Source organism: Mycobacterium dioxanotrophicus (genome assembly GCF_002157835.1).
GTDB classification, from domain to species: Bacteria; Actinomycetota; Actinomycetes; order Mycobacteriales; family Mycobacteriaceae; genus Mycobacterium; species Mycobacterium dioxanotrophicus.
Genome location: NZ_CP020809.1, coordinates 436,498 through 457,322, shown reverse-complemented (window position 1 = coordinate 457,322; position 20,825 = coordinate 436,498). Strand labels below are relative to the sequence as shown.

The following is a 20,825-nucleotide window of genomic DNA, read 5'->3' as shown; positions in this document are numbered from 1 at the left end:
CACGTCGTTGCGATGAACCTTGTGATGAAGCAAGGTGGACGGCGATCTTGTGGACGCCTTACTTGATCGATCAACCTGAGGAAGGAATCACGTGGCTGAATACACTCTGCCCGACCTGGATTACGACTACGGCGCGCTCGAGCCGCACATCTCCGGACAGATCAATGAGCTACACCACAGCAAACATCACGCGGCCTACGTCAAGGGTGTCAACGACGCAGTGGCCAAGCTTGAGGAAGCCCGCGCCAACGGCGATCACGCCGCCATCTTCCTCAACGAGAAGAACCTGGCTTTCCACCTCGGTGGCCACGTCAACCACTCGATCTGGTGGAAGAACCTGTCGCCGAACGGTGGCGACAAGCCGACCGGCGACCTCGCGGCGGCCATCGACGACCAGTTCGGATCGTTCGACAAGTTCCAGGCTCAGTTCACCGCGGCGGCCAACGGCCTGCAGGGCTCGGGCTGGGCGGTGCTGGGCTACGACAGCCTCGGCGACCGGCTGCTGACCTTCCAGCTCTACGACCAGCAGGCCAACGTGCCGCTCGGCATCATCCCGCTGCTGCAGGTGGACATGTGGGAGCACGCCTTCTACCTCCAGTACAAGAACGTCAAGGCCGACTACGTGAAGGCGTTCTGGAACGTCGTCAACTGGGAGGACGTCCAGAACCGGTACGCAGCCGCGACCTCGAAGTCCAACGGTCTGATCTTCGGCTGATCCGGCCGGCCCGAGGATCGATCCGATCTGCTAGAACGGGGCGTCGCGCAGTTTGCGCGACGCCCCGTTCTCGTATTGAGACCTGGCCGGCTCCGTTTCCCCTTGCACGACCCACGTACCTGTCGCATGCTGAAATGACCGCGTAGCGAACAGAAAGGTGCCGGCGCCCAACTCCTATGTCCGGGAGGCGAAATGGATTCGGGATCTTCTCGGGCGATCGAGATCGCCCCGTTTCATTCCGGTGGGTCACTCAAGGGATTCGTGGTGTCCGGCCGTTGGCCTGACACGACCAAGGAGTGGGCACAGCTGCTCATCGTCACGGTGCGCATCGCGTCGGTGCCCGGGTTACTCTCCACCACAACGATTTTCGGGGTTCGCGAGGAACTTCCCGACCAGCCTCAGCCCGGCACGGTCGGGCTGGTGATCGCCGAGGGACCCGTCGTGGGCGAGTCCGCGCTGCCGCCAGGCTATTTCGCCGAGCATCAACCGCCGGCACTGCTGATGCTGCATCCCCCTTCGGAGACCACGCCGTCGCTGCCCGAGTGCACGGGTGCCGCCTCAGGCTGCGTACTGCTGCCCGGGCTGCCGTACCTGGGCCTCGATCACCGCGCCGCATGGGTCGAGGCGGAGGCCGACGGCACAGTCACGTCGATGGTGAGCCGCGTCGGCGTCGACCCGATCAGCCATCCGGATACCGCGATCTTGGCGATGCTGCTCGCTGCATGATCGGGACACCCGTCCCAGTATCCGGAAGGGTGGTTCTCACTTGCGCAGAATCCGAAGGATCAATATCGATAGCAGGTCTAGCGAACCACGCATTGCAACGCTAGGGTATTGACGTCAGCGAAGAGAGTAGCCCTCAATCGCCGGGTCGCCCGCCGACCGACCGCGATGACACAGCCCGGTCGTCCGGTTCAGCAACGCGGGTCGCCCAGCGCTTCGAGCGGATGCCAGCGCCACCCGAATCGTCGCCGGAATCCACCCGAGCCGCTCGTGGCTATCGAATGACGCCTCCCCGAGAGGCTCTCGAGAGCGCCGCCGGCCGCGTGCATCACGTGCTGCCCGCCAGCACTGCCGCGCGGCCGTACAGTGGTTGGCGCCCACATTCCAGCAAATGCGTGTTTCCGCGGTTTACACGAAGCCCCTAGTTGCCCACAGGAAACTTGGAGGAGCCGGTACGGAACCGTGCCAGCAGCTCACCCCCGGCAATACAACGCAACCGTCACTATTTGCCTTGTCACGCGGTGCAATCCCGCCGTTCACCCGTGGCGAAGGCTCCGGTTTGCGCGGCCAAGGTGGTAAAAACGGTAAGCTGGGTTAACTTTTACGCGGTTTGCACTTGGTAGTTGACACAGATCTCGCTACGATGGTCAGCAAATACGCCGCCTTTTCGTTACCGCTCAAGATGCATGTGGAGGTCAATTCGATGAGCAAGACGTTCGCCGCCCGTCTCAACCGGCTGTTCGACACGGTTTATCCCCCAGGGCGCGGACCCCACACATCGGCCGAGGTGATTGCTGCGCTGAAGTCCGAAGGCGTCACCATGTCGGCTCCGTACCTCTCGCAGCTTCGGTCGGGCAACCGCACCAACCCGTCGGTGGCCACCATGGCCGCCCTTGCCAACTTCTTCCGCATCAAGCCGGCGTACTTCACCGACGACGAGTACTACGAGAAGCTCGACAAGGAACTGACCTGGCTCGCGAGCATGCGCGATGAAGGGGTTCGCCGTATCGCCGCCCGTACCGTCGGGCTCTCGGCGGAGGCTCAGCAGGACCTCGTCCAGAAGGTCGATGAGCTGCGCCGCCTCGAGCGCCTCGACGACTGATCTGGCGGCCTCCGGCCGATCTTCGCAAGACAGCACCCAGACAAGCACCGGCGCTGCCGGTGTTTGTCTGGGTTTTTTCGTTCCGGGCCGGTCTGATCGCGTTCAGCGACCGGACCGCTGCAGGTCGCGGTACTCCCGCGCGAGCGCCAGAATCCATTCGCGGTCGGAGTAGGACTCCGGCTGGCGCAGCCAGGTCAGCCCAGGGAAGGCCGACGCGGCACCGGCAGCGCTGTCGCGGGTCTCGTAGATCCACTGCGCCACGGCACGCGCCTGTTCGTCGGGCGTCACCGCATCTGGGCCGGATGAGCGGTCGCCGCCGCCTGCCGTTCCCTGCGGTCCGACGGCCTCGCGCTGATGTGCTGCGGCAGTCGCCTCCAGGTACAACGAGTCCGATATCAGCGACATGCGCTCGGCCACCCGGAACACCAGCGGGCCGCGCGGACGCACGCCGATACCGACGTCAGGATGCCTGCGACCGAGTTCGGTGAGCAGCGGACCGATGACCCGCAGTTCCTGCCGGGCCCCGAACCAGTCCTCGACGCTCGGCAGCAGCGAGCCGGCAGCAACGACCACCATGGCGCAGCCCAGCAGGGTGGCGGCCGACCCGACGCCGACCAGTTGTGTGTGCCCGACTGCCCGCAGGAGGAAGAACGCGCTGGCCGCGACGATCAACGCGATCCCGAGGCTGAAGACGAACAGGGCCCGGCCACGGCGGCTTCGGTTCGAGTACCGCAGGCCGGCCCAGACCACGAGCGTGAGCGCGAGCAGCACGTACAGCAACGGCAGCAGCCAGGTGGTGGCACTGCTGACGAGGTCCCGCCTGAGGTATTCCTCAGGGGCCATCTCGGGTTGCCGGGGCGACCGGAAGAACAGCACCAGGCTGACCACTGCGACGACCGCCGCCACGCCGTATTGCGCCAGGGCAAGGCGACGGGTGATTGCCGGTGAATGGTCCGACGCCGCAGTGGTGATCATGACGCAACTGCCTGCGGCGCAAGCGATCAGGGCGACCTGACTGAGCGCCACGGCCACATTGGGGAGCCGCACGACGGTGTCGATGAGCAGTGCCAGCGGCTGCCAGTTAAGCGCCGCCACGACGCCGAGACTGCCGAGCGCGACGATCATCGCCGCGCTCACCAGAGATTGCTTGTTGACCAGTGCCCACCCGATGCGCAGCCCAGTGGCCATGCCCAGCAAGCCGGCGATCACCCAGATGATCAACCAAACGCCTCTCCGAGGCGAACCTGCACGATCGACGATCGGTCGGACGGCAACCGGCCCAGCCGGTAGAGGAGCAATGCCGCGAAGTCCTCGGCCTCCTGCTCGATGTCCTCACCGTTGGGGCCCATGCATCCGGTCCGCTGGTTGAGCATGTAGGCGATCAGATCGGAGCTGGCCAGCTCGACCGATTCCTCGGCGGCTTCGACGATCGATATGCCCTCGTGCCCGAGCACCAGGTGGCCAAGCTCGTGGGCCAGGGTCCGGTCCCAGGTCGGCAGCCCCTGCTGGATCAGGAACACGTCCCGATCGCTGTACTGCCGCCATTGACCGCACACCCCCGGCGGAAGCTCTTCCATCGTCAGCTCGATCGGTCTGCCCCGATCCTCGCTGACCGCCGCGACCAGGCGGGTCAGTGTCACTTCACCGCGCCGCGGCGCGAGATCGAGCACCGCGTTGACAGCGCGTGTGACGGTGCGACTGGCTGACATACCTCCCCCTTTCGACCGTTCGCCTCGTCAGTCGACGAACCGTGCGACGTTGGTCCGCACCGTGTGCCCGGCTCTGGCCTGCCGGTAGCCCACGATGCCCCCTGCCCCCGTCAGCGCCATGATCCCGACCGTGCCCGGCACGGCCAGCGCGGCCAGCTCCGTCGTCCCCGCCGTCCGCAGATAGTCGGCGTAGCCCACGCGGTAGGACGCGGGGACCGCCGCGTGGTCGTGGCCTGCGGCCGGAGGTGTCCGCACCGATGGTTGCACTTGCTTGAGCGTGGGCTGCGTCGACGGGTGCCGATCCGACGGCGCGCCGGACCCGTCGCCACCGCCCGGGGCGCCGAGCGGCGCGACGACGGGGGGAACGACGAGCGGCGGCACCACGACCGGGATCAGGACCGGCACTGCGGCAGCGGCCGCCAGACCGGGCGGCGGCGCCACGACCGGCTCTGCCACAGCGGCCGGGGACAACTCTTGTGGCGGCAGCTGCATCTCCGGTGGCACGGGACGGCTGAACGCCTGCGGCAGGCCGCCGCTGCCACCGCCGCCTCCGCTGCCGATACCGATCGACGGGATGCTGCCGCCCACCGAACTCGACGTGGTGGTGGTTTCCGATGACGATGTGGTCTTCGACGTGGAAGACGGTGTGGTTTCGGTCGTCGGCGACGAAGTGGTGGTCGTCCGGGTCGTCGTTTGAGTCGTCGATGCAGTCGTCGTCGCGGTCGTCGTCGCGGTCGTCGGCGGCGAGGATTCCGTCGTCACGGTCGAAGGTCCCGTCGTCTCGGTTTCCGTCTGGGTCTCGGTCTTCGTCGGCGGAGTCTTCGTCGGCGGCTGCTCACCGGAACTCGGGTCTTGCGTCCCCGACGAACCACTCGGATCGCTCGAGTCGGATGGTTTGCCGGTGTCCACCGGTTTGACGGTCCCGGCGGTCGCGCGGGTCTTGGTCGGGCTACCGGTCTTGGTGGGTTTGTCGGTGTTGGTGGCACCGGTGGCCGGCTTGGTGTTGCCGCCGGAATCGGTCCCGCCCTGGCTGTCGTCGTCGCCGCGGGACCCGCCGCTCGGCCCACGCGGCTTGCCACCGTTGTCGTTTCCCTGCGCGTTGCCGCCCTGGTTCTGGCCGCCACCGGCGGTGCCGGAATTGCCCGATCCGCCGCCGGAATCGCTCCCGCTGTGGTTGGGATCGGCAAATGCCAGTGCACCGCCGAGACCAGCGATGAACAGGCCGGACGTCACCATGACGGTCGAGGCGGCGACGCGCACCCGCGAACGCACTGTGTCACCACCCTTCCGCGCATCGCCCGACGAGTTTATGAAGCAGTGATAATTGTCGCACAGCAGAGCTAGCCGGTTTGCTAGCTGTGATGATTCCCCCACCCGTTCCCGGGGCGTGACGGCAGAGCAAATCCGCTGGACGATACTGTGGGGCAGCAGCAGTGCAGCGGTGACCGCTAATACTCGACGAGATGACCCGGAGGCAGCCGGAATGGGCCTGTTCACGCCACGCAAAAGCAGAGCAACCCGCCGCGCCGAAGCTCGCGCGATCAAGGCCAAGGCCAAGCTGGAGGCGCGGCTCACCGCAAAGAACGAGGCCCGACGTGTCAAAGGGGACCGCAAGGCCGAGAGCAAGGCGCTCAAAGCCCAGCTCAAGGCTCAGCGTGACAGTGACCGCAACGCGCTCAAGGTGGCCGAGGCCCAGCTGCAGGCAGCCCGCGAGGGCAAGCTTCTCTCTCCCACTCGAATCCGCCGACTGCTGACGGTCACGCGTTTGCTGGCACCGGTTCTGGTGCCTCTGGTCTACCGCGGCGCCATGGCTGCGCGCGGCGCCATCGACGAACGCCGGGCCGATCAGCTCGGTGTGCCGCTGAGCCAGCTCGGCCAGTTCTCCGGTCACGGCGCCCAGCTGTCGGCGCGCATTGCCGGTGCCGAGCAGTCCCTGCGCCAGGTCGCCGACAAGGCTCCCAAGGACGCCGAGACCAAACAGTTCGTCGCGGCCATCACCGATCGGCTCAGCGATCTCAGTGCCGCGGTGGCCGCCGCCGAGCACATGCCGACCGCGCGCCGCCGGGGTGCCCATGCGGCCATCGCCGCGCAGCTCGACGGCATCGACGCCGATCTGCTGGCCCGGCTCGGTCTGGTCTGACCCGTGCGATGACCGACGCCCGTACCGATCCCGCGGCCCGGCTGCGCGGTACGTCCGTCGGGGTGCTCACCGCCGCGTTGGCGGTGGCCGCGCACGGTGCAGCGGGCGGCGGATGGCCTGCCGGCGCTGTCACCGCGCAACTCGCACTGCTGGCGGTCACGCTCGGCGCGGTGGCCTCGATCCTGCGTGCCGCGAACCGCGCCACGGTGCTGGTCGGCCTGCTCGGCGCGGGCCAGTTGATCGCCCACGCGCTACTCGCGATCGACGGTCACACCCACGGATCGCATCCGCTGCAGCCCGGGGCACTCATGCTTGCGGCGCACCTGGTGGCCGTCACAGTCGGAGCCCTCCTGATCGCCGGCGGAACCCGGTTCTGCACCGCGCTGTCCCGGGTCCTGCGGGCCGTCGCGCGACGCGTGCCTGCGATCCCGGCGGCGACGGCACAGGTCGCCGGCCGCAGCGCCGATCAGCCGTTGCAGTCCGCACGGTTGTTGGCCACATCGGTGTCCCATCGGGGTCCGCCGGTCAGCACCCTTCGCTGATCCGCCCATCCCGACACCCACGAAAGACACTGATTCACAATGAAATCCCCTCACGGGGCGCGTTGGCGCGCCCTGCCCGCCGCCGCTGCGGCGACCCTTGCGGTCGGGCTGCTGACCGCAGCCCCGGCGTCCGCCCACGTGCACGCCAACGCCGACAACCCCACCCCCGGCAGCACATCGCTGGTCACCTTCCAGGTGCCAGGAGAATCCGACACCGGTGCTCTCACAACACAATTGAGCGTCGCCCTACCCAACGTCGCCTCAGCGCGCGCCGAGGTGATGCCGGGCTGGACGGCCAGGCTCGACCGGGACGCCGCGGCAGGCACCGTCCGCTCGGTCACCTGGACCGCAGCACCTGGCGTCGGCATCTCGCCCGATCAGTTCGCCCTGTTCCGGATCTCGGTGAAGCTGCCCGACACGCCCACGGTGAGTTTCCCTGCCACCCAGACGTATTCGGATGGCAAGGTGGTGCACTGGGATCAGGCTCCGCTGCCCGGTGGCGGTGAGCCCGAATACCCGGCACCGGAACTGAAGCTGTCCGGCACCCCTGCCGGCGACGACCACGACGACGACCACGGGGCCGCACCGAGCGTGACGGCATCACCGCAGCCCGCCGCCGCACCCGCGGCAACCTCGGCCGACAACACGGCGCGCTGGCTGGCCGGCGGAGCATTGACGGTCGCAGCCGTCGCGGTGGTGGCAGCGCTGGCGGCGCGGCGCCGGTCATGAGACGGGTGCTCGCGGCCGTCGTGGCCGGATTCGCCTTGGCGGCATTGTCGTTGGCTGCCGCGGGTACCGCGTCGGCGCATGCGACCAGGATCGCCACCGACCCGGCCGATCATGCCGCGCTCACCGCATCGCCACAGCGGGTCAGTGCCACGTTCAACGAGGCCCTGCAGCGGACCTTCGCCGACATGACGGTCGTCGGTCCCGACGGCAATCTGTGGTCGACCGGCGAAGCCCAGGTGCAGGGCGCGGTCATCGGGATCGACGTGCGGCCACTGGGCCCGGCGGGCACCTACACGGTGAACTACCGGGTCACCTCCGCAGACGGGCACGTGGTGTCCGGATCGTGGTCGTTCGACTTGACCGTCGCGGGTTCGGGAACACCGGGCCCGCCGGTCGGGTCGGCGAGCGGCTCTGACGGCAGCCTGCCGGTGTGGCCGTTCATCGCGGCCGCCGCGGTCATCGTGGGCGGCGGAGCTTGGTGGGCGCTGCGCCGGCGGGCGTGACGGGCAGGGTGGTGGCCGGCGGCGCGCTCATCGTCGCGGCGTCGGCGGCCACCGCCTGGGCGCTCGGGTTTCCGCAGAGCCCGTTGGGCGGCGCCTTGGCGCGCGCCGCGGCCGACAGTGCCGCCGTGGTCGCGGTGGGGCTGGCCGTGGTGCCGATGCTCGACGTGGCGCGCTACCGCGCCGAATTGATCCGGTCCGCAACCGGACCGTTGGTGTGGGCCAGTGTGGTGTGGCTGCTGGCCGAGTTGGTGCGGCTGATCGTCGAAACGGCCCGCGCGGCCGATGTCAGCGTGCTGCACCTCGGCGTGCAGACCAGCGCCGAGTTCGCTTTTTCGACGACGGCAGGCCGGTCCAGCCTGGCCGGGCTCGTCGCGGCACTGGCCCTCGGCGTTGGCACGCTCGCGGTGCCGCGGACCGCGGCGGTCGTGGCCGCGTCGACCGGGATCGCCGCGGCCGGACTCGTCGCGCGAACCTTGTCCGGGCATCTCGCCGAGAGTCCGGTCGGTGGGCTCGCGGTGGCCGCGCATGCGCTGGCCGCGGCACTGTGGTGCGGCACGCTGGCCGCGTTGGTGCTCACGGTGACGCACCGGGGGCAGTGGGCCCGGGTGCTGCCCAGGTTCTCCCAGCTGTCGCTGATCTGTGTGGCAGCGCTCCTGGTCTTCGGCGTGCTCGGCGCGGTCATCCGGCTGGACACTCCGGCTGAACTGTGGGCGACCGGCTACGGCCGGCTGCTGTCGGCCAAGGTCGTGCTGACGGCCGACCTGCTGGCACTGGCCTGGCGGAACAGGGCTGGGTGGCTGCCTGCGGCGCGCTCGCACCGGGCCAGCGCGAGCCTGTCTCGATCCCGTTCGCTGATCGAGCTGGCCGTCATGACCGTCACCATCACCTTTGCCGCGGCGTTGGCCGTGGCGGGTTGACCTCGCGGCCGCCTGGCATGATGGGGACGACTGCCGGCCACCCCGCCCCCGCGTCGGCGCGGAGCACAGACACTGCAAAGGAGCAGCCAGATGGCAGAGCAGCAGGATCCATCCGAGGACAAGCCGGACACTGGTTCCGGATCTCCCGCGGCCGGCCCGTCCGATGCGGCCGCCGATCCTGGTGCTGTGACTCCGCCTGCGAAGAAGGCCCCCGCCAAGAAGGCGCCCGCGAAGAAGGCTCCGGCGAAGAAAGCACCGGCCAAGGCCGCCGCGAAGGCTCCGGCGAAGAAAGCTCCCGCCAAGAAAGCCCCCGCGAAGAAGGCGCCCGCCAAGGCCGCCGAACCCGCCGAACCGGCCAAGAAGGCGGCTCCGCCACCACCCGAGCCGACGGCGGATCTCGCCTCCGCAGCCAAAGAGACTGCAGCACAGGCAAAGTCGGCGGTGGCCGCAGCAGCCAACCCGACGTTGCCCGTCAAGACCGAGCCGTCACGGATGCCTCTGGTGGCGGCGATCGTCGTCGGCGTGCTGGCGGTTGTGCTGGTGTTGCTGACCAGGCGCCGCTCGGGCGGCCAGTGAGTTTTCTGCCTTGACCCTCCCCCGACGTCAGGGTCGATAGTTGGTTTCGTGGACGCCAACACCGACGCCAGGACCGTCGGCGCCGTAGCCACCCTCACCGGGGTTTCCGTACGGACGCTGCATCACTACGACCACATCGGCCTGGTGGTGCCGAGTGTGCGGACCCCCGCCGGGTACCGCGGCTATCTCGATGCCGACATCGAGCGACTGCACATGGTGCTGGTGTACCGAGCGGCCGGGCTGGCCCTCGATGACATCCGTGTGCTGCTCGACGATGCCGAGGCCGACGTGCTCGCCCACCTGCGACGCCAGCATGTGTTGCTGTGCGAGCAGGCCGAACACCTGGAGCAGACGATCAAGGCAGTGGAGGAACTCATGAACGCACATCGCAGCGGGATCCAATTGACCGCCGAGGAGCAGGTGGAGATCTTCGGGACCACCGCGTTCGGCGAGGAGTACGCCCTCGAGTCCGAGGAACGCTGGGGTGACACCGAGGAGTGGCGTCAGTCCCGGCAGCGGGCGGCACAGCTGACCAAGCAGGACTGGATCGAGATCAAGGCCGAGGGTGACGCCCTGGTGCAGGACCTCGCCGCTGCCAAGCGCGCCGGCGTCGCACCGGGTTCGCCGGAAGCCGATGCGCTTGCCGCACGGCATCGCGCATCGATCGAACGCTTCTACGAGTGCGGCGGCGAACTGCACCGCTGCCTGGTGGAGATGTATCTGGCCGACGCCCGATTCACGGCCTACTACGACGATGTGGAGCCCGGCTTGGCCCAGTTCGTCCACGATGTGGTGATCGCTAGCATCATGGCGTGATCATCCAGCCCCGCGCCACCGCCGATCTGGTCGACGAGATCTACCCCGATGTCCGTAGCTGCGATCTGCAGTTGCAGAACTACGGGGCCAAGACGATGTTCGCCGGCCGGATCACCACGGTGCGCTGCTTCCAGGACAACGCTCTGCTCAAGTCGATCCTCTCCACGCCGGGCGACGGCGGGGTGCTGGTGGTCGATGGGGCGGGCTCCCTGCACACGGCGCTGGTCGGCGACATCATCGCCGGGCTGGCCCACGACAACGGCTGGTCCGGGGTGATCGCGCACGGCGCGGTGCGTGACGCGGCGACGCTGCGCACCATCGATGTCGGGATCAAGGCGCTGGGCACAAACCCCCGCAAAGGCACCAAGACCGGTGAGGGTGAACGCGACGTCGAGGTGAGCTTCGGCGGTGTGACGTTCGTGCCGGGCGAGATCGCCTACTGCGACGACGACGGCATCGTGGTCGTTTCCTAGCGCGAGCAGACGCGTAGGCCCCACGCCGGTGTCGAGGGGCCTACGCGTCTGCTCGGCGGAAAACCAAGCGGAAAAACTAGGCCGGCACTGCCACGCGGTGCTTGGTGAAGTGCAGTGACTGCTCGTCGACCTTGCCGTACCGGATGGTCCGCATGTCGAAGAAGTAGTTCTGCTTGAGCTTCCACGGCGCCTCGGAGCCCGACTTGGGCAGGCTGTCCATGGCCCTCCGGAAGTACCCGGGGGTGAAGTCCATGAACGGCAGCTCGTCGACGCTGTCGCCGGGGTGCTGCGCCTCGACGCGGTCAAACCCGTTGGCGTCCATGTAGTTCAGCAGGCGGCAGATGAACTCGGACACCAGGTCGGCCTTGAGGGTCCACGACGCGTTGGTGTAACCGAACGTGATCGCCATGTTCGGCACGCCGGAGAGCATCAGGCCCTTGTAGGTCATGCACTTGGGCAGGTCGATCGGCTCGCCGTTGCGGTAGGCCACCGCGCCGCCGAACAGCTGCATGTTCAAACCCGTTGCGGTGACGATGATGTCGGCCTGCAGCTCCTCACCGGACGTGAGCTTGATGCCGTTCTCGGTGAAGGTCTCGATGGTGTCGGTGACGACGCCCGCCTTGCCCGAGCGGATCGCCTTGAACAGATCGCCGTTGGGCGCCAGGCAGACTCGCTCGTCCCACGGGTTGTAGCGCGGGCTGAAGTGCTTGTCGTAGTCGAAGCCCTCGGGCAACCGGCGCTCGGCCATCTGGCGCAGCGCCTTCTTGAACACGGCCGGGAACTTCCGGGCGAGCTGGTACTGCCCGGTGCTGTAGCCGATCTGCTTCCAGCGGTTGACGAAGTGGGCCAGGTTCTTCGGCAGGTACTTGTTGGCCTTCGCGGCGACCGGATCGACCAGCGGCAGCGCGCCGATGTAGGTGGGCGAGCGCTGCAGCATGGTGACGTGGCCGACACCGCCGTCGACCAGTGACGGGATCAGCGTGACAGCCGTTGCGCCGGAACCGATCACGACGACGTTCTTGCCGGCGTAGTCGAGATTCTCCGGCCAGTGCTGCGGGTGGATGATCTGGCCCTTGAAGTCGGCCGCGCCCGGGAACTCGGGCGAGTAGCCCTCGTCGTAGTTGTAGTAGCCACTGCACACCGACAGGAAGGATGCGGTGATCTGCTTGGTCTCGCCGCCCGTCTCGACCTCGACCGTCCAGCGGTTCTCGGCGTCCGACCAGTCCACTGACAGCACGCGGTGGCCCGTGCGGATGTGCTTGTCGATGCCGTTCTCGACGGCGGCCTCGTTGATGTAGTTCCAGATCGACTGGCCGTCGGCGATCGACTTCGCCGACTCCCATGGCTTGAACCGGAAGCCCAGGGTGAACATGTCGGAGTCGGAGCGGATGCCGGGGTACTTGAACAGGTCCCAGGTGCCACCGATGTTCTCGCGGCGTTCCAGGATCACGTAGCTCTTGCCTGGGCAACGGTCCTGCAGATGCCAGGCCGTGCTGATGCCGGAGATTCCGGCGCCGACGATCACGACGTCGAAGTGTTCATTCATGGGACCGACGGTATCAACATAGTGTTGAGTGGGTCAACACCCTGTCGAAAATTTCGACGCGCTGTTAAACTCCTCATCGTGACCACCGCCCAGACCCGCGCACCACGCGGCCGCCGCGCGACAAGACCGTCGGGCGACGACCGTGAAGCGGCGATCCTGGCGACGGCATCGCGGCTGCTGGAGACCAAGAAGTTCGCCGACGTCTCGGTCGACGATCTGGCCAAAGGCGCCGGCATCTCACGGCCCACCTTCTACTTCTATTTCTCGTCCAAGGAAGCCGTCCTGCTGTCACTGCTCGACCCGCTCATCAAGCGCGCCGACACCGGCTTCGACGGCGCGTTGGAGGACATGCCCGCCGATCCGAGGCGGGCCATCCGCCGCGGTATCGAGATCTTCTTCAGCTCATTCGGGTCACACCCGGCCACCGCGAAGGCCGGCGCCGAGGCCGTCGGGACCATCCCCGAGTTCCGCGAGTTCTGGGCGGGGTTGATGCAGAAGTGGATCAACCTGACCGCCGCGCTGATCGGCGCCGAACGCCAGCGTGGCGCCGCCCCGGACACCATTCCGGCGATGGACCTCGCCACCTCGCTGAACCTGATGAACGAGCGCACCATGATGGCGGCGCTCGGCGGTGAAGAGCCGGGCATCGCCGACGACCGGGTGGTCGACACGTTGGCCCACATCTGGCTGACCAGCATTTACGGCACCGCCGCCTGACGCTTGTCGCCCCAGCGTGCGAACATATGTTCGTGTCGGGCATCCCGAGCGAGGCGGCCATCCTCCACGCCGACCTCGACTCGTTCTACGCGTCGGTGGAGCAACGGGACGACCCTGCGCTGCGCGGCCGGCCGGTGATCGTGGGCGCCGGGGTGGTGTTGGCGGCCAGTTACGAGGCGAAGGCCTTCGGCGTACGGACGGCGATGGGTGGCCATCAGGCCCGTGCGCTCTGCCCGCGGGCCGTCGTCGTGCCACCGCGGATGGCCGCGTACACGCAGGCGAGTCGAGAGGTCTTCAGAGTCTTTGAAGACACCACTCCCCTGGTCGAACCGCTGTCGGTGGACGAGGCGTTTCTCGATGTCTCCGGGCTGGGCCGGGTGTCGGGCACACCGGTGCAGATCGCCGGGCGGCTGCGGGAGCAGGTACGCGACCGGGTCGGTCTCCCGATCACCGTCGGCATCGCCCGCACCAAGTTCCTCGCCAAGGTCGCCAGCCAGGAAGGCAAGCCCGACGGGCTGCTGCTGGTCCCGCCGGACCGCGAACTGGCGTTCCTGCACCCACTCCCGGTGCAGCGGCTGTGGGGTGTCGGAGCCAAGACGGCGGAGAAGCTGCGCGCGCACGGCATCGAGACGGTGGCCGATGTCGCCGAGTTGCCCGAGTCCGCGCTCTCGGCGATGGTCGGCGGAGCCATGGGACGCCAGCTGTTCGCGTTGTCCCGCAACATCGATCGGCGCCGGGTCACCACGGGGGTGCACCGGCATTCGGTCGGGGCCCAGCGTGCGCTGGGTCGCCGCGGCAACACCATGTCGGCGGCCGAGGTCGATGCCGTGGTGATCAACCTCGTCGACCGCATCACCCGCCGGATGCGTGCCTCCGGACGCACCGGCCGCACGGTGGTGCTGCGCCTGCGGTTCGATGACTTCGGTCGCGCCACCCGGTCGCACACCTTGCCCCGCGCCACCGCGTCCACCGAGGAAGTCCTCTGTGCCGCGCGCGCATTGGTCGACGGCGCAGCGCCACTGATCGCGCAGCGGGGACTGACCCTGATCGGGTTCGCGGTGTCCAACATCGACCGCGACGGCAACGAGCAGTTGGAGCTCCCGTTCGACAGCGTTCCGGATCTCGGCGCCGTCGACTCGGCCGTCGACCAGATCCGGGAGCGTTTCGGCACCGCACTGCTCACCCGTGGCGTGCTGGTCGGCCGCGATCCCGGGTGGGAGATGCCTATGCTGCCCGATTAAAAGAATTGCGCCACAACAAAACCCGTCAGCAGCACCGCGAACCCGCCGATCTCCCCGACGATCAGGGCCACCATGCCCGTGTGCAACCCGGGAGCGGGCCGCTCGAACTGGTTGGTGGTGTCGCGTCGCGCACCGTGTCCGATATAGCTGGCGATGGCGACGACAAAGAAGAACACCAGCACCATTGCGGCGGTCAGGTTCAGCCACGTCGGCCACGCGCTGAGTTCGACGAACACCGCCACCAGCAGCGTCGCGAACGAGTACAACAGGGCCGCGCGATGGGCGATGTCGACATAGGGATGGGCGAGATGACTCTCGCTGGTGGCCATCTGCTGGTACTTCCACACCCCGAGAACGAGCGCGAGCAGGAAGATCAGTCCGGCGGCCAGCAGGGTGATGACGGTGTCGATACCCAGATCCACGCGGTGAGTGTACGAAACCTGAGTAATCTCACGGATCTGCGGACGCCGCTGGCTGCGGCAAACTACGAATCATGAACGCAATCAACGACTTGTCGAAGATCACCGCCGCCTTCTTCATCCAGGCCGCGATTGCCTTCGGCGTGAGTTTTCTCGGCGTGCTCGGTGGAATCTATTTCCTGCCACTGGATACCTGGCAGCGTCTGTTCCTGGCGATGTCGGTGCTGTTTCTCGTCACCAGCGCCTTCACGCTGGCGAAAGTGGTCCGCGACCAGCAGGAGGCTGCGACCATCCGGGTGCGGCTGGACGAGGCGCGGCTGGAAAAGCTGCTCGCCGAACATAATCCGTTCAGCTCAGCGTCCTGAGGTCCACTCCAGCAGGTCGTCGGCGGGCCAGGTGTTGACGATGCGCTGCACCGGAACCTCGGAGTCGAGTGCCCGCTGGGCGCCGTAGCCGAGAAAGTCGAGCTGGCCGGGAGCGTGTGAATCGGTGTCGATACTGAACAGGCAGCCGATCTCCAGCGCTTGCTTGAGTAGCCGGGTCGGCGGGTCGCGGCGCTCAGGCCGGGAGTTGATCTCGACGGCCGTACCGTGGTCGCGGCACGCGGTGAACACCTTCTCGGCGTCGAACTTCGACTCCGGCCGGGTGCCGCGGCCGCCGGTGACCAGGCGCCCGGTGCAGTGTCCGAGCACATCGGTGTGCGGATTCGACACGGCCTTGAGCATCCGGCGGGTCATCGCCGCGGCGTCCATCGCGAGCTTGGAGTGCACGCTGGCCACCACCACGTCGAGCCGCTCCAGCAGCTCGGGTTCCTGGTCCAGCGAACCGTCTTCGAGGATGTCGACCTCTATGCCGGTGAGGATCCGCATGGGTGCGACGGTGTCGCGGAGTTCGTCGATCACGTCGAGCTGTTTTCGCAGGCGCTCGGGCGAGAGACCGTTGGCGACTTTCAGCCGCGGTGAGTGATCGGTCAGCGCACAGTATTCGTGGCCCAATTCCTTTGCGGCGAGCATCATCTCCTCGATCGGCGCGGAGCCGTCCGACCAGTTGGAGTGCACGTGCAGGTCGCCGCGCAGTGCAGCACGGATGTCGCCGCCGCCGAGATCGGCCGCAGTCGAGCGCAATTCGACCAGGGCATCCGGCGCACGGCCGGCCCACGCCTGGGCGATCACCGTTGCGGTCTTCGGGCCGACACCCGGCAGCGACTGCCACCCGTTGGACGCGCCCAGGCGTTGCCGCTGTTCGTCGCTCAGCGCCTCGACCACATCGGCGGCCTTGCGGTAGGCCATCACCCGCCGCGGGTCTTCGCGGGCCCGGTCCTTGTAGTACGCGATCTGGCGTAGTGCGGTCACCGGATCCATGGGCTCCAGTGTGCCCGTTTGCACCCCGTCGGGGCACCCGACTATTCTTGATTGCGATTTTCTTCAATCCATCAAGTCATCAGGTCGTATCGTGCCTCATCGCTTCAGCCGGCTGCTGCCCCATCGCGACGATTACGCGGATCTGCCGCGCTCGTGGCGTCGCGACATCCTCGCCGGCGTGACGGTCGGCGTCGTCGCGCTGCCGCTGGCGTTGGCCTTCGGGATCAGCTCCGGTGTCGGGGCCGCGGCGGGCCTGATCACGGCGGTGGTCGCCGGACTGGTCGCGGCCGTGTTCGGCGGTTCGCACGTGCAGGTCTCCGGGCCGACGGGAGCGATGGCGGTGGTCCTCGCACCGATCGTCGCGCAACACGGACTCGGCAGCATCGCCTTGGTCACGGTGGCGGCGGGCCTGCTGGTGTTGGCGGCCGGCGTCACCGGACTGGGCCGGGCCGTGACGTTCATCCCGTGGCCGGTGATCGAGGGCTTTACGCTCGGCATCGCCACCATCATCTTTCTGCAACAGGTCCCCGCGGCGTTCGCGCAGCAGCCCCCTGCCGGTGAACGCACGCTGCCCGCCGCGATCACCGTGGTGGCCCAGGCCGACTGGACGGCGGCGGCGAAAACGCTCGGTGTGGTCACCGTGGTGGCGCTCCTGATGGTCACGCTCCCCCGGTTGCACCGGGCCATCCCCGAATCGCTGACCGCGGTGATCGTTGCCACGGTGCTGGTGAGCGTGCTGCACATCCCGGTCGCGGCCATCGGCGAGTTGCCGTCCCATCTGCCCGCGCCGGTGCTGCCGCACGCCGATCTCGGGGCGATGCGCACGCTGCTCGGTGCCGCGCTGGCCATCGCCGCCCTGGCGGCCATCGAATCGCTGCTCTCGGCTCGGGTCGCGGCAACCATGTCGCCGACCGGACCGTACGCCCCCGACCGGGAACTGGTGGGCCAGGGGCTGGCCTCGGTGGCCTCCGGTGTGTTCGGCGGGATGCCCGCGACCGGTGCGATCGCCCGCACCGCGGTCAACGTGCGGTCCGGCGCCAGGACGCGGGTCGCGGCGATCGTGCACTCCCTGGTTCTGCTCGCGGTGGTCTACCTGGCGACCGGGCCGGTGTCGACCATCCCGCTCGCCGCACTGGCCGGGGTGCTGATGGTGACGTCGTTCCGGATGATCTCGGCTGCGACGGTTCGAAAGATCCTGCGCTCCACCCGATCCGACGCCCTGACCTTCGTGCTGACGGCCGTGGTGACGGTGTGTTTCGATCTGATCGAGGCCGTCGAGATCGGGATTGTGGTTGCGGCGTTCTTCGCGTTGCGGTCGATCGCGCGGCGCAGCAGCGTGGTTCGCGAAGAGCTGCCCGGCCCAGCGCTGCCCGGCGATGACGAGATCGCGCTGCTACGCCTCGACGGCGCGATGTTCTTCGGTGCGGCCGAGCGCATTTCGCAGGCGATCGTCGACGGCGAGCACCCGCACACATCCGTCGTCATCATCCGGATGTCGCAACTGGGCATGCTCGACGCCACGGGCGCGCACACGCTCGCGGAGATCGCCACCGAACTGGAGGCCCGCGGTGTCACGGTGATCATTAAGGGAGTCCGGCCCGAACACGCCGAGTTGCTCGCCAACGTCGGCGTGTTCGAGTCGCTCCGACACGAGAACCACTTGCTCGATTCGCTCGACGACGCGATCGACCACGCGCGCACGCATGTCGCGCATCGCCCGCATTGAGCAGTTCCCGCAAGCGGATCCGTCCGCTAGACGGTGCGGATCAGCTTCTTGTTCACGAACTCGTCGATGCCGTACTTGCCAAGCTCGCGCCCGTACCCGGAACGCTTGATCCCGCCGAACGGCAGCTCGACACCTTCGGCGCCGACGGCGTTGACGAACACCATGCCGGCATCGATCCGGTCGGCGACGCGCTTGGCTTGGTCCGCATCGGTGGTGAAGACGTAGGAGCCCAGGCCGAACGGGGTGTCGTTGGCGACAGCCACCGCCTCGTCCTCCGAACCGACCTTGTACACCACAGCCACCGGGCCGAACAGCTCCTGGCCGTAGATCGGGTTGTCCTCGGTGACCCCGGTGAGCACACCGGGCGGGAAGAACGCGCCATTGCGCTCACCTGCCGAAGTCAGCTTCGCACCGCCCGCGACCGCGGTTTTGACCTGCTGTTCCAGCGTCTCTGCCGCCCGCAGTGAGGACAACGGGGCGACACCGTCGGCTGCGGCGAGGATCTTTTCGGTGAACTTCGTCAGGAAGTCGTCGTAGATGCCCTCGGCGACGATGAACCGCTTGGCCGCGTTACAGGCCTGTCCGGTGTTCTCCATCCGGCCGGCCACGGCGGCTTCGACCGTCGCGTCGAGATCGTCGGTCGAGAGCACCACGAACGGGTCGGAACCGCCGAGCTCCAGGACGCACTTCTTGAGGTGGCGCCCGGCGATCTCGGCGACCGCGGCGCCGGCACGCTCGGAGCCCGTCAGCGACACCGCTGCCACTCGCGGGTCGGCGATGATCTCGGCGACCTGGTCATTGGTGGCCCGGATGTCGATGTAGGCACCCTGCGGGAAGCCGGCTTCCAGGAAGATCAGCTGCAGCAGTTCGGCCGACTCGGGGCACTGCGGTGCATGCTTGAGCAGAATGGTGTTGCCCACCACCAGGTTTGGGCCGGCGAACCGCGCCACCTGGTAGTACGGGTAGTTCCACGGCATGATGCCGAGCAGCACGCCGACGGGCCCGCGCTTGACCACCGCGCTGCCTTCGCCGTCGAGCAGCGTGATCTCCTCGTCGGCGAGGAACTTCTCGGCATTGTCGGCGTAGTACTGGTAGATCGCGGCGCAGAAGTCGACCTCGCCCAGGGATTGGTCCATGGGCTTGCCCATCTCGCGGTTGATGACCGTCGCCAATTGTTCGCGACGCTCTTCGTGCAGCTTGGCGACCTTCCCGAGAAGGGCTGCCCGTTCGGCTACCGTGCTGGTCCGCGACCAGGTGCGAGAGGTCTTGGCTGCCGCGTCGATCGCGGCTTCGATCTCGGCTTGGGTTGCAGTCGGATAAGTGGCGACGACCTCCGCGGTCGCCGGGTTGGTGACTGCATACTCGCTCATGGTTTCACTCCCGGTTTGTTGGGCGCATTTAACGCACCCGCGACACTACCCAGCGGGGCGAGGACTTCGCGGCGAGATGCGCAATCAATTCACAGGTTTCCGGGGGAATGAATCTGTGCGAAGCCAAAGTTGGCATGGGCGTGCGATTCGCCTTCAAAACTTCCCCGCAGAACACAACCTGGGCCGACATGCTCACCGTCTGGCGTGCGGCCGATGCGATCGACGTCTACGAGTCCGGCTGGACCTTCGATCACTTCTATCCGATCTTCTCCGACTCCGCGGGTCCGTGCCTGGAGGGCTGGACCACGCTGACGGCGCTGGCGCAGGCGACCGAACGGTTGCGCGTCGGTGTGCTCGTCACCGGCATCCACTACCGCCATCCCGCGGTCCTGGCCAACATGGCCGCCGCGCTCGACATCATTTCCAACGGACGCCTCGAGCTCGGCATCGGCGCAGGCTGGAACGAGGAAGAGTCCGGTGCGTACGGCATCGAACTGGGCAGCATCAAGGAGCGCTTCGACCGGTTCGAGGAAGCTTGTCAGGTGATCACCGGCCTGCTGACCCAGGAGACGACGACGTTCGACGGCTCCTACTACCAGCTCAAAGATGCCCGCAACGAGCCGAAGGGTCCGCAGCAGCCGCATCCGCCGATCTGTATCGGTGGCAGCGGCGAGAAGCGCACGTTGCGGATCACCGCGAAGTACGCCGACCACTGGAACTTCGTCGGCGGTCCGCCGGAGGAGTTCGCGCGCAAGCGTGACGTGTTGGCCGCGCACTGCGCCGATCTCGGTCGCGATCCGAAAGCGATCACGCTGTCGGCCCACGTCCGGCTGGGCGAAGACCGCGACTACGCCAAGGTGGTCGACGAGGCGGCCGCACTCGGCGCCGAGGGACTAGACCTGGCGATCGTCTACCTGCCGCCGCCGCTCGACAGCGCGGTGCTCGAACCGCTCGCCGAGGCGATCCGGGATTCGGGTCAGCTCACCGCTTGACGCACCGCTTCACGACGACGGCGCCCGGCCGCGCGACCAGCGCGCCGGGCGCCGGTGGTTTCCGAGCACTTTTGCTGGGCAACGCCGATGGAACTCGTTATAACAGGTCAGACACTGACAGATTCAGCGAAGCAAATGCGGCCAGTGGGCCGCGACAACCCGCGGCACAGCGGCGCGTGGACGGCCTAGACTCCGAAGCGAAGTAGCTCGTCGGGGGTCACCAGGCGTTCGTTCTTAGCCGGAAATTCACGGCTCTTCACGGGGTGGCGGAACCATGACCAGGCGATTCGACCCATCCGCGACCGGCTAAGCGGGATGTTGTACACGGTGATCACTCCTGCGACGTCTTGATAGCTGTACCCGTAGCTCTACGTTACCGCAGCTCTCTCATGAAGTCATTAGATACCCGTTCATTGGCAAACAGTGCGAGCCACGCCGCACAAAAAGCCGATGTTTCTGGTGATACTGGTGTGATAGTTGTGGCGTCAAATAACGCACTCCGCGTGGC

General features: G+C 67.4%; 23 protein-coding genes. 16 read left to right on the top strand and 7 right to left on the bottom strand.

All coding sequences use genetic code 11. The annotated features are described in order from the left end of the window. Positions 1-91 precede the first annotated feature (91 nt). The 3 genes from BTO20_RS02095 to BTO20_RS02085 all read left to right on the top strand — a co-directional run bounded on the left by BTO20_RS02095 (position 92) and on the right by BTO20_RS02085 (position 2,540). On the top strand, positions 92-715 hold the full coding sequence (locus BTO20_RS02095) for a superoxide dismutase (protein WP_083171001.1): 624 nt from the start codon (positions 92-94) through the stop codon (positions 713-715). 192 nt (positions 716-907) lie between these two features. Then, on the top strand, positions 908-1,441 hold the full coding sequence (locus BTO20_RS02090) for a peptidase (RefSeq protein WP_087072961.1): 534 nt from the start codon (positions 908-910) through the stop codon (positions 1,439-1,441). A gap of 700 nt (positions 1,442-2,141) precedes the next feature. After that, a complete protein-coding gene (locus BTO20_RS02085) occupies positions 2,142-2,540 on the top strand; it encodes a helix-turn-helix transcriptional regulator (RefSeq protein ID WP_087081485.1) in 399 nt (132 codons plus the stop codon). A 102-nt stretch (positions 2,541-2,642) separates the two neighbouring features. On the opposite strand, the gene BTO20_RS02080 is transcribed toward BTO20_RS02085, so the two are convergent. The 3 genes from BTO20_RS02080 to BTO20_RS40180 are packed head-to-tail and all read right to left on the bottom strand — an operon-like array spanning position 2,643 to position 5,521. Next, positions 2,643-3,761, bottom strand: coding sequence for a hypothetical protein (locus tag BTO20_RS02080; RefSeq protein WP_087072959.1), 1,119 nt, complete (start codon positions 3,759-3,761; stop codon positions 2,643-2,645). After that, entirely contained in the window at positions 3,758-4,249 is a 492-nt protein-coding gene (locus tag BTO20_RS02075) for an ImmA/IrrE family metallo-endopeptidase (protein ID WP_029371863.1), read from the bottom strand. Before BTO20_RS02075 ends, BTO20_RS02080 begins: the two co-directional genes overlap by 4 nt. Positions 4,250-4,276: 27 nt before the next feature. Continuing rightward, positions 4,277-5,521, bottom strand: coding sequence for a hypothetical protein (locus BTO20_RS40180; protein WP_232491013.1), 1,245 nt, complete (start codon positions 5,519-5,521; stop codon positions 4,277-4,279). Positions 5,522-5,732: 211 nt separating this feature from the next. Here BTO20_RS40180 and BTO20_RS02065 point away from each other — a divergent pair, with 211 nt between their 5' ends. The 8 genes from BTO20_RS02065 to rraA all read left to right on the top strand — a co-directional run bounded on the left by BTO20_RS02065 (position 5,733) and on the right by rraA (position 10,945). After that, the gene (locus BTO20_RS02065) at positions 5,733-6,389 is read left to right on the top strand and encodes a DUF6474 family protein (RefSeq protein WP_087072958.1); all 657 of its coding nucleotides are present in this window, start codon (positions 5,733-5,735) and stop codon (positions 6,387-6,389) included. Positions 6,390-6,397: 8 nt separating this feature from the next. Then, complete coding sequence (locus BTO20_RS02060) at positions 6,398-6,931, top strand: hypothetical protein (RefSeq protein WP_087072956.1); 534 nt, start codon at positions 6,398-6,400, stop codon at positions 6,929-6,931. 39 nt (positions 6,932-6,970) lie between these two features. Next, entirely contained in the window at positions 6,971-7,660 is a 690-nt protein-coding gene (locus BTO20_RS02055; RefSeq protein WP_087072954.1) for a YcnI family copper-binding membrane protein, read from the top strand. Continuing rightward, the gene (locus BTO20_RS02050) at positions 7,657-8,163 is read left to right on the top strand and encodes a copper resistance CopC family protein (RefSeq protein WP_087072952.1); all 507 of its coding nucleotides are present in this window, start codon (positions 7,657-7,659) and stop codon (positions 8,161-8,163) included. Before BTO20_RS02055 ends, BTO20_RS02050 begins: the two co-directional genes overlap by 4 nt. Then, positions 8,139-9,080, top strand: a complete 942-nt coding sequence (locus BTO20_RS02045; RefSeq protein WP_087072950.1) for a CopD family protein — start codon at positions 8,139-8,141, stop codon at positions 9,078-9,080. The genes BTO20_RS02050 and BTO20_RS02045 overlap by 25 nt, the downstream gene beginning before the upstream one ends. A 90-nt stretch (positions 9,081-9,170) precedes the next feature. Continuing rightward, positions 9,171-9,656 carry a hypothetical protein gene (locus BTO20_RS39125; RefSeq protein WP_157680115.1) on the top strand — a complete coding sequence of 162 codons (486 nt, stop codon included), beginning with the start codon at positions 9,171-9,173 and terminating at the stop codon, positions 9,654-9,656. A 48-nt stretch (positions 9,657-9,704) separates the two neighbouring features. After that, entirely contained in the window at positions 9,705-10,472 is a 768-nt protein-coding gene (locus tag BTO20_RS02035) for a MerR family transcriptional regulator (RefSeq protein ID WP_087072948.1), read from the top strand. Next, positions 10,469-10,945 carry a ribonuclease E activity regulator RraA gene (rraA, locus tag BTO20_RS02030; protein ID WP_087072945.1) on the top strand — a complete coding sequence of 159 codons (477 nt, stop codon included), beginning with the start codon at positions 10,469-10,471 and terminating at the stop codon, positions 10,943-10,945. Before BTO20_RS02035 ends, rraA begins: the two co-directional genes overlap by 4 nt. 76 nt (positions 10,946-11,021) lie before the next feature. Here the strand turns inward: rraA and BTO20_RS02025 are convergent, their stop codons facing one another. Then, complete coding sequence (locus BTO20_RS02025) at positions 11,022-12,491, bottom strand: flavin-containing monooxygenase (RefSeq protein WP_087072943.1); 1,470 nt, start codon at positions 12,489-12,491, stop codon at positions 11,022-11,024. 75 nt (positions 12,492-12,566) lie between these two features. Between BTO20_RS02025 and BTO20_RS02020 the strand changes: the two genes are divergently transcribed. Next, the gene (locus BTO20_RS02020) at positions 12,567-13,208 is read left to right on the top strand and encodes a TetR/AcrR family transcriptional regulator (RefSeq protein ID WP_087081481.1); all 642 of its coding nucleotides are present in this window, start codon (positions 12,567-12,569) and stop codon (positions 13,206-13,208) included. Between the two features lie 26 nt (positions 13,209-13,234). After that, positions 13,235-14,449, top strand: a complete 1,215-nt coding sequence (dinB, locus tag BTO20_RS02015; RefSeq protein WP_087072941.1) for a DNA polymerase IV — start codon at positions 13,235-13,237, stop codon at positions 14,447-14,449. Here dinB and BTO20_RS02010 read toward each other — a convergent pair. Then, a complete protein-coding gene (locus BTO20_RS02010) occupies positions 14,446-14,871 on the bottom strand; it encodes a hypothetical protein (RefSeq protein ID WP_087072939.1) in 426 nt (141 codons plus the stop codon). The two genes, dinB and BTO20_RS02010, sit on opposite strands and share 4 nt — an antisense overlap. Before the next feature lie 71 nt (positions 14,872-14,942). On the opposite strand from BTO20_RS02010, the gene BTO20_RS02005 reads away from it, so the two are divergent. Beyond that, positions 14,943-15,233 carry a YiaA/YiaB family inner membrane protein gene (locus BTO20_RS02005; protein WP_087072937.1) on the top strand — a complete coding sequence of 97 codons (291 nt, stop codon included), beginning with the start codon at positions 14,943-14,945 and terminating at the stop codon, positions 15,231-15,233. Here the strand turns inward: BTO20_RS02005 and BTO20_RS02000 are convergent. After that, positions 15,222-16,229, bottom strand: coding sequence for a PHP domain-containing protein (locus BTO20_RS02000; RefSeq protein WP_087072935.1), 1,008 nt, complete (start codon positions 16,227-16,229; stop codon positions 15,222-15,224). The genes BTO20_RS02005 and BTO20_RS02000 overlap by 12 nt on opposite strands. A 91-nt stretch (positions 16,230-16,320) precedes the next feature. On the opposite strand from BTO20_RS02000, the gene BTO20_RS01995 reads away from it, so the two are divergent. Beyond that, positions 16,321-17,955: a SulP family inorganic anion transporter gene (locus BTO20_RS01995; protein ID WP_087072933.1), complete on the top strand. Its 1,635-nt coding sequence runs from the start codon at positions 16,321-16,323 to the stop codon at positions 17,953-17,955. Positions 17,956-17,981: 26 nt separating this feature from the next. On the opposite strand, the gene BTO20_RS01990 is transcribed toward BTO20_RS01995, so the two are convergent. Beyond that, positions 17,982-19,325, bottom strand: coding sequence for an NAD-dependent succinate-semialdehyde dehydrogenase (locus tag BTO20_RS01990; protein ID WP_087072931.1), 1,344 nt, complete (start codon positions 19,323-19,325; stop codon positions 17,982-17,984). A 140-nt stretch (positions 19,326-19,465) separates the two neighbouring features. On the opposite strand from BTO20_RS01990, the gene BTO20_RS01985 reads away from it, so the two are divergent. Next, the gene (locus BTO20_RS01985) at positions 19,466-20,317 is read left to right on the top strand and encodes an LLM class F420-dependent oxidoreductase (RefSeq protein WP_087081479.1); all 852 of its coding nucleotides are present in this window, start codon (positions 19,466-19,468) and stop codon (positions 20,315-20,317) included. Positions 20,318-20,825 lie beyond the last annotated feature (508 nt).

What these genes read in the sequence shown, in the direction of transcription:
- BTO20_RS02090 (WP_087072961.1), top strand. Translation starts at nt 908, where the DNA reads ATGGATTCGGGATCTTCTCGGGCGATCGAGATCGCCCCGTTTCATTCC.
- BTO20_RS02085 (WP_087081485.1), top strand. Translation starts at nt 2,142, where the DNA reads ATGAGCAAGACGTTCGCCGCCCGTCTCAACCGGCTGTTCGACACGGTT.
- BTO20_RS02075 (WP_029371863.1), bottom strand. Translation starts at nt 4,249, where the DNA reads ATGTCAGCCAGTCGCACCGTCACACGCGCTGTCAACGCGGTGCTCGAT.
- BTO20_RS02065 (WP_087072958.1), top strand. Translation starts at nt 5,733, where the DNA reads ATGGGCCTGTTCACGCCACGCAAAAGCAGAGCAACCCGCCGCGCCGAA.
- BTO20_RS02060 (WP_087072956.1), top strand. Translation starts at nt 6,398, where the DNA reads ATGACCGACGCCCGTACCGATCCCGCGGCCCGGCTGCGCGGTACGTCC.
- BTO20_RS02055 (WP_087072954.1), top strand. Translation starts at nt 6,971, where the DNA reads ATGAAATCCCCTCACGGGGCGCGTTGGCGCGCCCTGCCCGCCGCCGCT.
- BTO20_RS02050 (WP_087072952.1), top strand. Translation starts at nt 7,657, where the DNA reads ATGAGACGGGTGCTCGCGGCCGTCGTGGCCGGATTCGCCTTGGCGGCA.
- BTO20_RS39125 (WP_157680115.1), top strand. Translation starts at nt 9,171, where the DNA reads ATGGCAGAGCAGCAGGATCCATCCGAGGACAAGCCGGACACTGGTTCC.
- BTO20_RS02025 (WP_087072943.1), bottom strand. Translation starts at nt 12,491, where the DNA reads ATGAATGAACACTTCGACGTCGTGATCGTCGGCGCCGGAATCTCCGGC.
- dinB (WP_087072941.1), top strand. Translation starts at nt 13,235, where the DNA reads ATGTTCGTGTCGGGCATCCCGAGCGAGGCGGCCATCCTCCACGCCGAC.
- BTO20_RS02005 (WP_087072937.1), top strand. Translation starts at nt 14,943, where the DNA reads ATGAACGCAATCAACGACTTGTCGAAGATCACCGCCGCCTTCTTCATC.
- BTO20_RS02000 (WP_087072935.1), bottom strand. Translation starts at nt 16,229, where the DNA reads ATGGATCCGGTGACCGCACTACGCCAGATCGCGTACTACAAGGACCGG.
- BTO20_RS01990 (WP_087072931.1), bottom strand. Translation starts at nt 19,325, where the DNA reads ATGAGCGAGTATGCAGTCACCAACCCGGCGACCGCGGAGGTCGTCGCC.